This is a genomic window from Ruminococcus sporogenes, from assembly GCF_054655175.1.
Map to the genome: position 1 here is coordinate 165,242 of NZ_BAAHOA010000003.1, position 14,213 is coordinate 179,454.

The 14,213-nt window shown below is 41.1% G+C and carries 14 protein-coding genes; all 14 read right to left on the reverse strand.

Annotated features, from left to right (window positions below; translation table 11 throughout):
- Positions 1-111: 111 nt before the first annotated feature.
- The 14 genes from ACYQ0N_RS11005 to mutL all read right to left on the reverse strand — a co-directional run bounded on the left by ACYQ0N_RS11005 (position 112) and on the right by mutL (position 14,213).
- On the reverse strand, positions 112-1,053 hold the full coding sequence (locus ACYQ0N_RS11005) for a transketolase family protein (protein WP_460162700.1): 942 nt from the start codon (positions 1,051-1,053) through the stop codon (positions 112-114).
- A 4-nt stretch (positions 1,054-1,057) separates the two neighbouring features.
- Positions 1,058-1,897: a transketolase gene (locus ACYQ0N_RS11010; RefSeq protein WP_460162701.1), complete on the reverse strand. Its 840-nt coding sequence runs from the start codon at positions 1,895-1,897 to the stop codon at positions 1,058-1,060.
- A 39-nt stretch (positions 1,898-1,936) separates the two neighbouring features.
- Complete coding sequence (locus ACYQ0N_RS11015; RefSeq protein ID WP_177533545.1) at positions 1,937-2,749, reverse strand: Cof-type HAD-IIB family hydrolase; 813 nt, start codon at positions 2,747-2,749, stop codon at positions 1,937-1,939.
- A gap of 2 nt (positions 2,750-2,751) precedes the next feature.
- Positions 2,752-3,657, reverse strand: coding sequence for an RluA family pseudouridine synthase (locus ACYQ0N_RS11020; RefSeq protein WP_177533544.1), 906 nt, complete (start codon positions 3,655-3,657; stop codon positions 2,752-2,754).
- Positions 3,650-4,159, reverse strand: a complete 510-nt coding sequence (gene lspA, locus ACYQ0N_RS11025) for a signal peptidase II (RefSeq protein WP_460162932.1) — start codon at positions 4,157-4,159, stop codon at positions 3,650-3,652. The genes ACYQ0N_RS11020 and lspA overlap by 8 nt, the downstream gene beginning before the upstream one ends.
- Before the next feature lie 67 nt (positions 4,160-4,226).
- On the reverse strand, positions 4,227-6,998 hold the full coding sequence (gene ileS, locus ACYQ0N_RS11030; protein ID WP_460162702.1) for an isoleucine--tRNA ligase: 2,772 nt from the start codon (positions 6,996-6,998) through the stop codon (positions 4,227-4,229).
- Entirely contained in the window at positions 6,998-7,672 is a 675-nt protein-coding gene (locus ACYQ0N_RS11035; RefSeq protein ID WP_177533543.1) for a DivIVA domain-containing protein, read from the reverse strand. Before ACYQ0N_RS11035 ends, ileS begins: the two co-directional genes overlap by 1 nt.
- A gap of 13 nt (positions 7,673-7,685) precedes the next feature.
- Positions 7,686-8,435, reverse strand: a complete 750-nt coding sequence (locus ACYQ0N_RS11040; protein WP_177533542.1) for a YlmH family RNA-binding protein — start codon at positions 8,433-8,435, stop codon at positions 7,686-7,688.
- Between the two features lie 8 nt (positions 8,436-8,443).
- The gene (locus ACYQ0N_RS11045) at positions 8,444-8,932 is read right to left on the reverse strand and encodes a cell division protein SepF (RefSeq protein ID WP_177533541.1); all 489 of its coding nucleotides are present in this window, start codon (positions 8,930-8,932) and stop codon (positions 8,444-8,446) included.
- An 82-nt stretch (positions 8,933-9,014) separates the two neighbouring features.
- Entirely contained in the window at positions 9,015-9,704 is a 690-nt protein-coding gene (locus ACYQ0N_RS11050; protein ID WP_177533540.1) for a YggS family pyridoxal phosphate-dependent enzyme, read from the reverse strand.
- Positions 9,694-10,887, reverse strand: a complete 1,194-nt coding sequence (locus ACYQ0N_RS11055) for a biotin/lipoyl attachment domain-containing protein (RefSeq protein WP_460162703.1) — start codon at positions 10,885-10,887, stop codon at positions 9,694-9,696. The genes ACYQ0N_RS11050 and ACYQ0N_RS11055 overlap by 11 nt, the downstream gene beginning before the upstream one ends.
- Before the next feature lie 4 nt (positions 10,888-10,891).
- Complete coding sequence (gene hfq, locus ACYQ0N_RS11060; protein WP_177533538.1) at positions 10,892-11,137, reverse strand: RNA chaperone Hfq; 246 nt, start codon at positions 11,135-11,137, stop codon at positions 10,892-10,894.
- 150 nt (positions 11,138-11,287) lie between these two features.
- On the reverse strand, positions 11,288-12,223 hold the full coding sequence (gene miaA / locus ACYQ0N_RS11065) for a tRNA (adenosine(37)-N6)-dimethylallyltransferase MiaA (RefSeq protein ID WP_177533537.1): 936 nt from the start codon (positions 12,221-12,223) through the stop codon (positions 11,288-11,290).
- A gap of 1 nt (position 12,224) precedes the next feature.
- Positions 12,225-14,213: a DNA mismatch repair endonuclease MutL gene (mutL, locus tag ACYQ0N_RS11070; protein ID WP_460162704.1), complete on the reverse strand. Its 1,989-nt coding sequence runs from the start codon at positions 14,211-14,213 to the stop codon at positions 12,225-12,227.

The window sequence follows — 14,213 nt, forward strand, 5'->3', positions numbered from 1 at the left end:
AATAGAAAGGGATATACAGAAAAACCTGCATATCCCATATTTTCTCAATTCTTAAATTCTAATGCAGTATAAAAATAATCTTATATTTTTTCTGCAAAAGAACAACTTTAATTATTTTAAAGCTTTTTTAACCTCTGCAACTATATTATCCTTGCATAATCCAAATTCCTTAAGCAGATCGGCGGCGGGACCGGAATAACCGAACTCATCGTTTACACCGATTTTTATCACAGGAACAGGATAGCATTCTGTAACAGCCTCTGCAACAGCGGAGCCAAGACCGCCGATCACGCTATGTTCCTCAACTGTCATAAGAATTCCTGAATTTTCAGCAGCCTTGCAGATCAGATCCTTGTCCAGCGGTTTGATTGTATGAATATTAATGACTCCCGCGTTTATACCTTCTCCTTTAAGCTCGTCAGCGGCAGCTACAGCCTCGCTTACCATCAATCCGGTAGCAATAATAGTAATATCACTGCCCTCTCTTAACGTAACTCCCTTTCCAAGCTCAAATTTGTATGTTTCCTTATTATTGAATACCGGAGCCGCCAGACGACCAAATCTCAAATAAACAGGTCCGTTATGAAGTATAGCCGCTTCAACCGCAGCTTTAGCCTCAACATCGTCCGCCGGACTGATAACAGTCATTCCCGGAATCGTCCTCATCAAAGCAATATCCTCGTTGCACTGATGAGTCGCTCCGTCCTCGCCAACTGAAATACCGGCATGAGTAGCCCCTATCTTAACATTCAATCCGGGATAACCAATTGAATTTCTCACTATTTCATAAGCCCTTCCTGCCGCAAACATAGCGAAGGTACTTGCAAACGGAATCTTGCCGCATGCCGCAAGACCTGCCGCAACACCCATCATATTTGCCTCTGCAATTCCGCAATCAAAAAATCTTTCCGGATAAGCCTTTTTAAATATTCCTGTTTTTGTAGCCGCCGCAAGGTCTGCGTCAAGCACAATAAGATCGGGGTATTTATCCGCAAGCTCTGTAAGCGCTTCTCCATAGCTTTCTCTCGTTGCTTTTTTTATAACCTCTGCCATTTGTTTAGCCCTCCAGTTCTTTCAGCTTTGCGTCAAGCTCGCTCATAGCTTGCTTATACTGTTCTTCATTAGGCGCTGCGCCGTGCCATGAAACCTGATTTTCCATAAATGAAACGTCCTTACCCTTTATACTTTTCTGAATGATTACAACAGGCTTGCCGGAAATTTTATCGGCTTCTTCAAACGCTTTCTCAATAGAATCAAAATCATGAGCGTTCATAGTTATAACATGCCATCCGAAAGCCGCAAACTTATCTGTTATAGGCTCAGGCGAACAAACCTCTGCAATCGGACCGTCTATCTGAAGACCGTTATTATCAACAACGGCAACAAGATTATCAAGCTTCTTATGAGCGGCAAACATTGCCGCTTCCCAAACCTGACCCTCTTCAATCTCACCGTCGCCCAAAACAGTATAAACCCTATAGGATTTATTATCGAGCTTTCCGGCAAGAGCCATACCGCATGCGGCGGAAATACCTTGTCCTAACGAACCGCTTGACATGTCGACGCCGTTTATATGAATACAGGGATGTCCCTGAAGAGCTGCACCGATATGCCTTAAGCTTTTAAGCTCTTTTTCCGGAAAATAGCCTTTAAGAGCAAGCGCCGAATAAAGAGCGGGAGCACAATGGCCCTTTGAAAGAACAAACCTATCTCTATCCGCATTATCAGGATCATTTTGATTAACGTTCATTTTTTCAAAATAAAGATAAGTAAGCAGGTCTGCTATGGAAAGAGAACCGCCCGGATGTCCGGATTTAGCATTATAAACGCCCTCGATAATTCCCTTTCTTACCTTGCATGCGGTTATCTGTAGGCTTCTTTTCTTATTGCCGTCCATGTTTTTACCTCCTGGTATATTAATTATATGTTTATATTCTTATATACTGCCTTCATATATCATATCAATCAGCTCGGCAATAGCGCAGTCATTGCTCGTATGCTCAAGCACAATATCCGCTACATCCTTTAATGCCTGCTGAGCATTTGCTGTCGCCGCGCCAATATCCGCAGCCTGAAGCATCTCTATATCGTTATGGTAATCGCCTGCAGCGATGACCTTCATGTTATCTATTTCCATAAGCTTTATATATTCCCTAAGGGCAGAGCCCTTCGAGCTTCCCTTTGGAAGCATTTCAATAAATATATCATGAGAACGAACAAAATCAACAGGATAATTCTTAGCGGAAACAAACTCCTCAAGCTTAGTTATCAGAGCAGGCTCGGTTGCAAAAAGTATCTTGAACCATTCTCCCTTAGGAACCATATCCAAGGTCGTATAAACAGGCTCGACCTGACATATATTCGTATGCTCCTTCTCATAATCATTATTGCATACTACATAAATATTGTCAAGCCTTAATACCTCTCCTCCCGGATTTTCCATAAATTCAAAAAGCTCTTTCCCGATTTCTGCTGCACATTCAGGCAAAAAGTCGGTATACATAACCTTCTTGGTCAAAATATCATAAATAAGCGAGCCGTTATAAAGAATCACAGGAAGATCCACTTCAAGCTCCTCAAAGTATTTCATAGCCGACTGAATTGTTCTTCCCGTTGCAACTGTAAACTTTCCGCCGTCAGCCCTGAATCGCTTAATCGCCTCCTTGTCCTTCTGTGACAAAATTTTATTATCCGGAAGGAGTGTTCCGTCCAAATCAGTTATAAGCAATACGTTGGATAAATCAGACATAATTACCTGACCTTTCGTAAAATTTCTTTAAAATAATCCGGAAGCACGCTGTCAAACTCCATATATTCGCTTTTAATCGGATGAATAAATCCGATTTTCTTTGCATGAAGACACTGCCCGTCAATTCCGCTGTAAATTTTTCCGTAAACCTCGTCGCCCAAAACCGGATGTCCCTTATATGAAAGATGAACCCTTATCTGATGCGTCCTGCCCGTTTCAAGTCTGAGTCTTAAATGAGCGCATTTTTCATATTGTTCAATTACCTCATAATGCGTTACGGCATCTTTTGAATTTTTATAAGTTACGCACATTTTCTTGCGGTCATTCGGATTTCTGCCGATGGGAGCGTTAATCGTGCCGCTTAGCTCTTTAAAGCGTCCCAACGCCACAGCCTCGTATTCTCTTGTAAAGCTGTGATTTTTTATCTGCTCTGCAAGACCGGAATGCGCTGCGTCCGTCTTTGCTACAATCAGTAATCCGCTGGTATTTTTATCTATTCTGTGAACTATGCCCGGACGTATAACTCCGTTTATTCCGGAAAGTCTCCCGTCGCAATGATAAAGCAGAGCGTTTACAAGAGTTCCGCTGTAATTTCCCGGTGCAGGATGAACTACCATTCCCTTAGGCTTGTTCACTACAAGCAGACTATCGTCCTCATAAACAATATCTATAGGTATGTTCTCCGGTTTCGCGTCAGTATCGACAGGATCAGGAATTTCCAAAGCTATATTATCCCCGTTACGGCACTTATAATTTTTTGATATAGGCGCGTCGTTTACAAAAACATTTTTTGTTTCAATCAGTTTCTGCAAGGCGCTTCTTGTCAATCCTGTATCCTGTAAAGAAAGCCACTTATCTATCCTCATTCCTTCCGCAGAATCGGACGCATGAAATGTCAAGCTATTCATTATTATCAGCCTTTATTTCATTCTGAGACTTTTTGCCGCTTTTATCAAAAAATAGAATATATATCAAAAGAAGTGCGGCGCCGATTGTTACGCAGCAATCCGCAAAGTTAAAAATGGCAAAATCAAATAACTGCAAATCGAGATAATCTACAACTCGTCCGCCTCTGAAAAGACGGTCTATTATATTTCCGAGTCCTCCGCTTATAATAAGCGTCAAACAGAATACCAGCATCTTTTCCTTACGATGTCTAATCATATAAAAAATACAAAAACCCATCAGAATTGTTGTAACTATAACAAGTATCCATCGCATTCCGCTGAAGCTTCCGAACATTGCTCCGTCGTTTTCAAGATATGTTAAATGCATTATATCAAAATCGCCGATTCTCAGAAATTCCCTTGAACCGCTTTCCTTTAAATGTTCAACAGCCCACCATTTAATAAGCTGATCCGAACCTGTTAAAAGAACAATAGCTGAAAACGCAAGAATTAATGTAACTATAACGTTTCCTCCTTAATTACAAATATAACTTGCCGCTTTTATTAAACGGCAAGTCATAAAATCATGTTTATTTTACAACGGACGCACAACGGCTGCAAAGCGTCGGATGTTCGCTGTCTTTGCCTACTGTTTCAGAGTATACCCAGCACCGTTCACATTTTTCGCCTGTTGCCCTGACAACCTCAAATTCGGTTTCGCCGTCCTTATCGTTTATAACGGAAACGCCTGAAACGATGAGAATTTCAGCAAGCTGATCAGACAATTGGCTATACTTCTCAAACATTTCCCCGCCGGAATGTATTATAATATTAGCTTCAAGAGATTTACCGATAACCTTCTCATTTCGCTTTTCTTCAAGCGCCTTATTAACTGTTTCCCTTGTACTATATATCAATTCCCACTTTTTAACAAATTCATCACTGAACGTAATACCGGATTTTTCAGGCATCTGATTCAGGAAAATACTTTCGCTGTTATCAGAATCGCTGTGCGGAAGATAAGACCAGATCTCCTCGGCAGTAAACGACATAATAGGCGCCAAAAGTCGTGAAACACCGCTTAGAATTCTGTACATAGCAGTCTGAGCCGAACGTCTTTCAAAAGAATTTTCTCTCTCACAATAAAGCCTGTCTTTGATAATATCAAGATAGAAATTTGACATATCCGTAACACAGAAATTATGAATGCTGTGAAATACCACATGAAAATCAAAATCATTATAACCCGACTGAACCTTATCTATAAGACTGTCAAACCGCATTAACGCCCATTTATCAATTTCAGGAAAATCCTCGTAGGCAACGCAGTCCTTATCAGGATCAAAGCTCTGTCCGTTTGAAATATTTCCAAGTATAAATCTTGCGGTATTTCTGATTTTTTTATAGGCGTCTGAAAGCTGTCCCAATATTTCCTTTGAAATCCTGATATCAGAATGATAATCGGAGGAGGCAACCCAAAGCCTTAAAATATCGGCGCCGTACTGATCTATTATCTCGGCAGGATCAATTCCGTTTCCAAGAGATTTATGCATAGTTTTGCCCTGACCGTCAACAACCCAGCCATGAGTGCAGACAGCCTTATACGGAGCAGTCCCCTTATATACGACGGATGTAAGAAGAGACGACTGAAACCATCCTCTGTACTGATCCGCGCCCTCAAGATAGAGATCAGCCGGCCAAGAAAGTGAATCATATTCGTCCATGACGGCTGTATGCGACACTCCGCTGTCAAACCATACGTCCATAATGTCGTATTCTTTGGTAAATTCTCCGCAGCCGCATTCACATTTAACGCTTTCCGGAATAAATTCCTTTACTTCTCTTGTCCACCATGCGTCAGCGCCTTCCTTACGGAAAAGCTCTGAAATTGCCTTTATTGTTTCATCGGTAACAATAGGCTTGCCGCAGTCCTTACAATAAATAATCGGAATAGGAACTCCCCATGTTCGCTGTCTCGATATACACCAATCGCTTCTGTCACGTACCATTCCCTTGATTCTGTCCTCGCCCCATTCGGGAATCCATTTAACATTTTCAATAGCTTTTACAGCCTCGTCCTTAAAACCGTTCACTGAACAAAACCACTGCTCTGTCGCACGGTATATAATAGGACTGCTGCATCTCCAGCAGTGAGGATACTGATGAGTAATTTTTTCACTCGCCAGCAACGCTCCGCACTCCTCAAGCTTAGCTGCAATAGCTTTATTTGCCTCGTTCGTATCAAGACCCGCAAATTCACCGGCTTCCTCAGTCTGCCTGCCTCTTGCGTCGACGCAGACCAATATATCGATATCATCATAATTCTTGCAAACTTCAAAGTCCTCTACGCCGTATCCCGGAGCAGTATGTACACATCCGGTACCGCTTTCCAAAGTAACATGATCACCCACTATAACCGGCGACAGTCTGTCATAAAGCGGATGCTTTGTCTTAATATACTCCAATTCAGCGCCCTTGAAGGAGCCTATAGTTTCATAGCTCTCAATACCTGCCGACTTCATAGTAGCATCTGCAAGCTCAAGCGCAGTTACATAGTATTCATCATCATTCTTTACAAGTGTGTATTCATATTCGGGACCAAGACATATAGCGAGATTACCCGGTATCGTCCATGTGGTCGTTGTCCAGATAACAAAATAAACCTTGGACAAATCAATACCCATGGAGGTAAAAATACCCTTATCGTCAACAACGTTAAACTTCACATAAATCGACGTGCAAGGATCGTTTGCATACTCAATTTCTGCCTCGGCTAAAGCCGTATTGCAATCGGGACACCAGTAAACCGGCTTCAGGCCCTTATACATATAGCCTTCCTTTGCCATTTTACCGAAAACTTCAACCTGTCTTGCTTCATATTCGGGCTTTAAAGTCAAATAAGGATCGTCATAATCGCCAATGCTTCCAAGACGCTTAAATTGCTCCATCTGACTTTTTACATGCTTTAGAGCAAAATTTTTACACTGCTTTCTCAGTTCGACCGGAGGTATGGCGCCGTTTTCCACGCCGATATCCTTCATAGCCTTCAGTTCTATAGGAAGTCCATGAGTATCCCAGCCCGGAACATAAGGAGCGTAATAGCCGGACATATTTTTATGCTTGATAATAAAATCCTTCAGGGTTTTGTTAAGAGCCGTTCCAAGGTGTATCTGTCCGTTAGCATAGGGAGGACCATCATGAAGAATATAAGGTTTTTTATCCTTATTTTTTTCAATCATTTTATAATACAGTCTTTCATCTTCCCACTTCTTTAGAGTTTCAGGTTCTCTTTTAGGAAGATTTCCCCTCATCGGAAAATCCGTTTTCGGCAGATTCAAAGTCTTGTTATAATCCATTGCCATTATACTTCTTCCTTTTCGATTGATGTTTGATTACCGCTTTGGGAGTTGTTCTGACCGAACTGAAGATCAGAAAATCTTGATTCGTATACCCCTTTAACGTTTCTTGCTGAAAAGCTTGACGTTGCAAAGGGATCGGGCTTTGGAGGTTCTTCTTCCTCCGTTTCATACTCCTGAATTTCTTCCTCTTCCTCTATTTCAATTTCAGGCATAGCTGAAATCATTTCAAGATGTGATTTATACATATCAAAGAGCGTTTTCTTGAATTCGGTAACCTGTCTCTGCGCCTCATAAAGATTCTGCTTTTCTTTCTCAATTTCCTGCCTGTTCTTTTCCATGGCGGCTTCATGCGCAACGGTTGCCTCTTCGATCAATTCATTGGCTTTGGATTCAGCCTGTGCGATGATTTCGTCGGCTTTTTCCTGAGCCTCCGCCACAACCTTATGCCCCTGCTTCTGAGCCCCCAGCAGCGCGTCCTTCAAAGCGTCCTCATCCTGACGATATTCTCTTACCTTATCGGCAAGTATCTGGATTTTACTATGCAGATCCTCTCTTTCAGCGTCAATTTCGTCAAATTCTTCAATCAGCATAGCCAGAAAATCGTCTATTTCCTCCTGCTTATATCCAAATGCAGCTTTTTCAAATCTTTTGTCTCTTATATCACTTGCACTTATCAACGTTAATCACCTCTTAACAATATTTCTGCACAATAATATGCAGTCTGCCTTTCTTTGATATTCCCGAGATTTCTTCTACGCGAAATTTGCCGTAACCTCTGGCCGAAAAAATGTCTCCCTGTTTCATATTGAAAGCGGGGCTATTTACTGCTTTATAATTAACTTCAACCGTACCCGACGATATAACGGCAGCCGCCTTGCCGCGGCTAATGCCCAGCGAAAGGCTCAGTATACAATCAAGGCGCATCGAAGCCGACGTACCTTTGATTTCATGATATGAACGCTCTTTTATCAGAAACGGATCAGTGTCTACCGTTATCTCAACTCCAACAGAACCTATTTTTCTCAAATCATTCTCAATAGCTTTTTTAACAGAATCAATAACAAAGACCTGCGCTATCCCTTCTCCAATCAAAATATCTCCCACCGCCTCACGCTTTAAATTCAAAGCTGTAAGCGATCCGAGAAAATCCCTGTGCGAAAGCGCCGAAGCCTTACGGTATTTGAATGTTACGCAGGTAAACGGAAAATCACTTCTTTCTGGACGATTATATTCATTGAAAACGCATAGCATAACGCGATCCGCATTGTCAGTTCCGCCGTAAAAGCAATAATTTTCAATTCCAAGCTTTTTTAATTCTGATTCTGCTAAAAACGCCTGTCTTTCATTAAGAAAATGCGTAAAGACCATACCTCTGCGGTCGCAAAGCTCAGCCATATCCGCAATTCTGGCGATAAAGACCTTTTCCTCAAAATCCTCCATATAAAATATCAGATTATAACGCCGTTGCTTTCCAGCTCGCCAACAAGATCTTCACCAATAAAACCAACGTTATAAGGCGTAATAATATAAGTCATATTTGCCACAGGCTTCAGACTTCCGCCGTTTGCATATGCAACTCCCACAAGAAAATCTATTATTCTTCGTTTATTTTCCGCCGACGCGGTTTCAAGATTCAAGACTACGGTTTTTTTGGCAATAAGGTGATCCGCAATCTGTTTGGCGTCGGTGAATACCTCCGGCTTTACCAAAACTACCTGAAGCTGTGCGGTTGCCTGAATATTTACAACCTTATTTCTTTTTTCCTCAATATCGTCAAAGCGTTCTGCACGGTAGCTTCTGCTGTTTTCATAATCTCTGCCGTCCCTGCTCTCTCTTTCAGAGGAAGAGCTTCTTCTCTGGTAGCTATCTTCATACTGATCGTCGTCCCCGTCCTCCTGTGGCACAAAAAAATCTTTAAGGTTTTTCAATATTTCCATTTCTTCGTTCTCCTATCTCCATTACTGCTTAACAGTATTATTATTGTTTGGCTTTAATCCCGTTAATCTCTATAAAAAATAATCAGTAATTCCTCGGACCGAAAAGTCCTCTTCCGATTCTTACCATATTTGCGCCGTATTTTATAGCGGCTTCATAATCTCCGGACATTCCCATAGATAAATAATCCATACTTATATTATGTATTTTTTTCTGAGAAATGTCAATATATAATTTTTGCATATCAAACAAAAATCTTTCCGAAGAACCTGCCGGCGGTATTGCCATAAGCCCTCTTACCCTTATATTTTCAAGCTCCGACACCTGATAAACAAGCTCTTCAAGACCGCTTGCGGCTATGCCGCTTTTAGATTTCTCGCCGCCGATATTGACCTCTATAAGAATATCCTGACATCTGCCTATTCTTCCGGCATGCCTGTCGATTTCCTCAGCCAGCTTAATACTATCTACTGACTGTATCATAGAAACGCTGTCGATAATATACTTTACTTTATTTGTCTGCAAATGTCCGATAAAATGTACCTCTGCATTTTTATCATAAAAATCTTTTTTTGAAATATATTCCTGAACACGATTTTCACCTAAAAGCCTTATTCCTAAGCTAACCGCATGATTTACTGCCGCAGGATCAACAGTTTTTGTAACTGCTATAAGCGACACGCCGCCGGACTTTCTGTATTTTTCCTCCGCTTCTCTGATATTGAAAAGAATTCTTTTATAATTATCGTCTATACGGCTGAAATCAGTTTCCATTTGCGTCCACACCCTCTACTACAATATCGTCATACAATGAAAGATATCCGTCGCCGGCATTCAGCGAAGACAAAACGTAATCGCCGCCCTCGTAAATAACGTCGATCTTCTTAAAAGAAATACGCTCTCCGAGCTTTACATAAACTCCCTTGCCGTCCTGAAATCTAATCGCCTTACGCGGAACCTTTATACCCTCGTACTCGCCGGAAATCATATCGACGCGCTCTGTTCTGTGCTGAACAAGATCATAGGTAAGCTCGTCGCACCTGATTATAATAATGCTCTCAGAAGAATTCTTTGTTTCGCGTATGTCATAAATGATACCGTCGGCAGTATCGGAAGTCGACTGAAATTTAAGCTTTACCATATCGTCAATAGAAAAGTTCTTTTTTCGGTTATCTATTACTCCTGCAACATACCACTCATAGCCGTTTATCAGCTTTCCTATTACCTTTTTATCGTCAATAGGACCGCTGTCCTTAACCTCGTTAATAAGTTCAGGCGTTAAACGGCTCAGATTATCTTTTGTCAGCTCGTCTTCATAGCCGTCAGCATAGCTTACAAAATATGAAGAATGATCTGCTATAATCGTATCAAGCGGAACAGCCTCGGAGGATTTCAGCTCTGAAATTTCGGAATTGATAGCGTTTATTCGTTCCGAAAAATCAACGTTGGAATCGGTTATAAGCTGATAGGTACTCATTAAAATTAAAAATTCATTTTTTTGAGAAGCCAGTTCATCAAGATTTCTGCTTTCACGGCTGTTTATTATATTCTTATACTGTTCGTCGATAAGTCCCGCTATATTTGCTGGCTGTGCAGACTCCAAAGTTCCCGGATTCTGAATTTTTTCCAGTATAGAAAGCTCCGCATTCAAATCGCTTATCTGCTGCTTTATGTCTATCTGACGCTCGTCCGCATAAATTTCAGCTATAGCCGAGCCCTTTCCAAGCTTTCCGCCGTCAGAAACACAGTAGCTTACCGTACCAGTTCCGCCGTATTCCACTATTTCTTCGTTTCTGATATATACCCCCTTAAAAGAGGCCGATTCATCAGCGGAAGATATAATAGCGGTTTCAGTTTCATATTTCTGATTAAACATATGATAGCATATGGTAAACAGGCATGTGCCGATACAGAAAATCAAAAGAACGCTTAGTATTCTCGAAGTTAAGGAATTCATTTATTTATTGCTGCTCCGTTTTTTCAGCCGCGTCCAATATAGGTATAGGCTTAACAGGAATAATTGTTGAAATCGCATGCTTATAAACAAGATTTTGTTTACCGTCGCAATCCAAAATAACTATATAATTATCAAAGCCCCTCACCATTCCCTTGAACTGAAAACCGTTTGTTAAGTAGATTGTGACCGGGATTCTGTCTTTTCTGGCCTGATTAAGAAATACGTCCTGAAGATTAATCGCTTTGTTCATATTGTTCCACTCCTTGTTTTGGAAAACACTTTTATTTTTATTCACTTTTCCACGTCCCACAATCAATAATGATTGTAGTTTACAGAAACTCGGATATAAATCAGCACAATTTCCTCATGCTAATACTTAATTTATATTATACCATAAACTTTACTGCTTGGCTATAAGTTTTTTACAAAAAAGAAAAATTTTCTCCTTATTGTCAAATTCGTCTAACTTTAACCAGTTAATTTTTGCATTTTTCCTAAACCATGTCAACTGACGCTTGGCATACCGCCTGGTTTCCTGCTTAATTTTGGATATACATTCTTCCAAGGACTTTTCTTTCTTGAAATAAGGTATCAGCTCCTTATAGCCTATGGCGTTGCCGGCAGTTTTCATATTGCATGAATCAAAAATCGACTGCGCCTCCTCAACAAGACCGTTTTTAACCATAATATCAACCCGTTTATTTATTCTGTCATAAAGAATCTGCCGGTCGTTATAATCAAGCCCTATCATGACCGGATCATAAGGGCTTTCTTCAAGGCGGCTTTCAGCTTTAAATAAGCTCAGCTTTTTTCCGGTAAGCTCATAAACCTCAAGCGCCCTTATAACGCGCACAAGATTATTCGGATGCAGCTCCGCCGCTGATTCGGGATCGACCTTTTCGAGTTTTTCAAAAAGATATGAATTTCCCAATCTCTCCGCTTCGTCCTCAAGCTTTTTCCGCAGTCCGGCGTCGCTTTTTATATCTGCAAATTTAATATTATCTAACAGCGAGGAAACATATAGCCCGGTGCCGCCAACTATAACAGGCAGCTTTTTCCTTTCAGAAATATCTCCTATAACAGATCCTGCAAGCTCAACGTAATCCGCAACGCTGAAAGAGACGTTCCTATCAAGAAATCCTATCAGATGATGAGGAATTCCCCGCATTTCCTCCTTAGTCGGTTTGGCGGTCGCAATATCCATTCCTTTATATATCTGCATAGAGTCCGCGGATACAACCTCTCCACTGAACTCTTCGGCGATTTCTGCGCCAAGAGCCGTTTTACCGGACGCCGTCGGACCTACTATTGCAATAACTCTGATTTTATCGGTCATATCAGACAATCCTTTTAAACTGTTTTTCAAGCTCACGCTTTGTAAGCGTAAACATTACAGGTCTTCCATGAGGACAATGACGAATATTTTCATTATAATATACCATTTCCGCAAGTCTCTGAAGCTCTCTTATATCATTTTTGTCATTAGCCTTAATTGCAGCCTTGCAGGCAAGCTCATGCAGCATATCGTCAAGTCTGTGTGTCTGAGGATTCCTTTTATTCAGCAGAAAATTCTCCGCTATTTCAGGTATAACCTCGTCCATATTCAGGTTTTGAAGGATTATCGGAATCGCCGTCGCCCTGACAAACGGTTCATGAGAGAAATCTATGTCAAAGCCCATTCCCATAAGAATATCAGAATTTTCATTCATTGCATTATACTCAGCCTCGGACAGCAGTATTTCTGCGCCGCTTATCATAAGCTGACTGTGTCCTTCGTTATTCTGCGATCTAAGCTTTTCAAAAATAATACGCTCATGTGCGGCATGCTTATCTATAAGTATTATATTATCTCCAGCTTCAGCGGCTATATAATTTTTGAAAAACTCTCCTATTACCTTTATACCGTCAATTACAGGCTTATCTGTCTTATGCTCGTCTTCAGACTGATTGAACTGATTTTTTTTCAAAGCTCCGCTATTTATATAGCTAAAGCCTTCCAGATCCTTTTCAGAAGTATTATTTACGCCGCCGTCGTCATCACATTCCGCAACTACTGAAGGATCGGTAAAAACTTTTCTGCCTCCGTTTCCATACTGTGCTTTTGACGATGAAAGCCTTAAGGTTTTCTCCGGTTTATTTTCATTAACCTTATACACGGAGCTTTTTTCTTCATTAACAGCGGCGTAGTCCGATCCTGAAACAGGCGCGAATGGACTGTTCTTTTTTTCTTCCGCCGGTCCGATCTTATGCTGTTCAAATTTTTCAGGTACAAACGGCTTGGCTTTATAATCGGTATGCCGACTTATATCATTCTTAAACTGAAACTCATAAATCAAACCGGATTCCATAAGCGCATTTTTTACTGCAAAATAAACTGCTCCGAATACGACCTTTTCATCAGAAAATCTTACCTCGGCTTTAGCCGGATGAACATTTACATCAACTGTTACGGGAGGCAAATCTATCATAAGAACGCAAGCCGGATATTTACCTGTCATTACAAGATTCTGATAAGCTTCCTCCAGAGAAGCGCTGCATGTTACCGATTTAACGTATCTTCCGTTTATAAAAAAATTCTGGAAGGAGCGGTTCGACTTTGAATAAAGAGGCTTAACAACATATCCCTTAACAGATATACCGTTTTCACTGTAGTTCACCGGAATCATATCATGAGAAAAATCTCTTCCGTAAACCGCGTAAACAGCCGAATAAAGCTCGCCGTCTCCTGCGGAGGAAAGCTCGGTTTTATTATCTCTGATAAGCTTAAACGCTATCTCCGGATGCGAGAGAATAATTTTCTGCATAATTGAATTTACAGCGTTTGATTCCGCCGAGTCCCTTTTCATAAACTTTCTTCTTGCCGGAACGTTAAAAAAAATATCTCTTATGATAATAGTCGTACCGTCGGGGCATCCGGATTGTTCGTATGAAACTTCGGCTCCTCCCTCGATAATATAGCTTGTACCGTATTCGTCCGCTTTTTGCTTTGTAAGAAGCTCCACTCTTGAAACGGCTGAAATCGACGCAAGAGCTTCTCCCCTAAAACCGAGAGTTAGAATATTGTCAAGATCTTCCTTTGAATTTATCTTGCTTGTCGCATGCCTCAAAAATGCTGTCGGCACCTGATCAGGCGCTATTCCGCAGCCATCGTCAGTTATGCGTATATAGGTTGTGCCGCCGTTTTTTATTTCAACCGTTATATGACTCGCGCCTGCGTCTATTGAATTTTCCAGCAGCTCCTTTACAACGGAAGCGGGACGCTCTATTACCTCGCCAGCGGCAATAAGCTCTGAAATATCCTTGCTGAGTACAGTGATTTCAGCCAT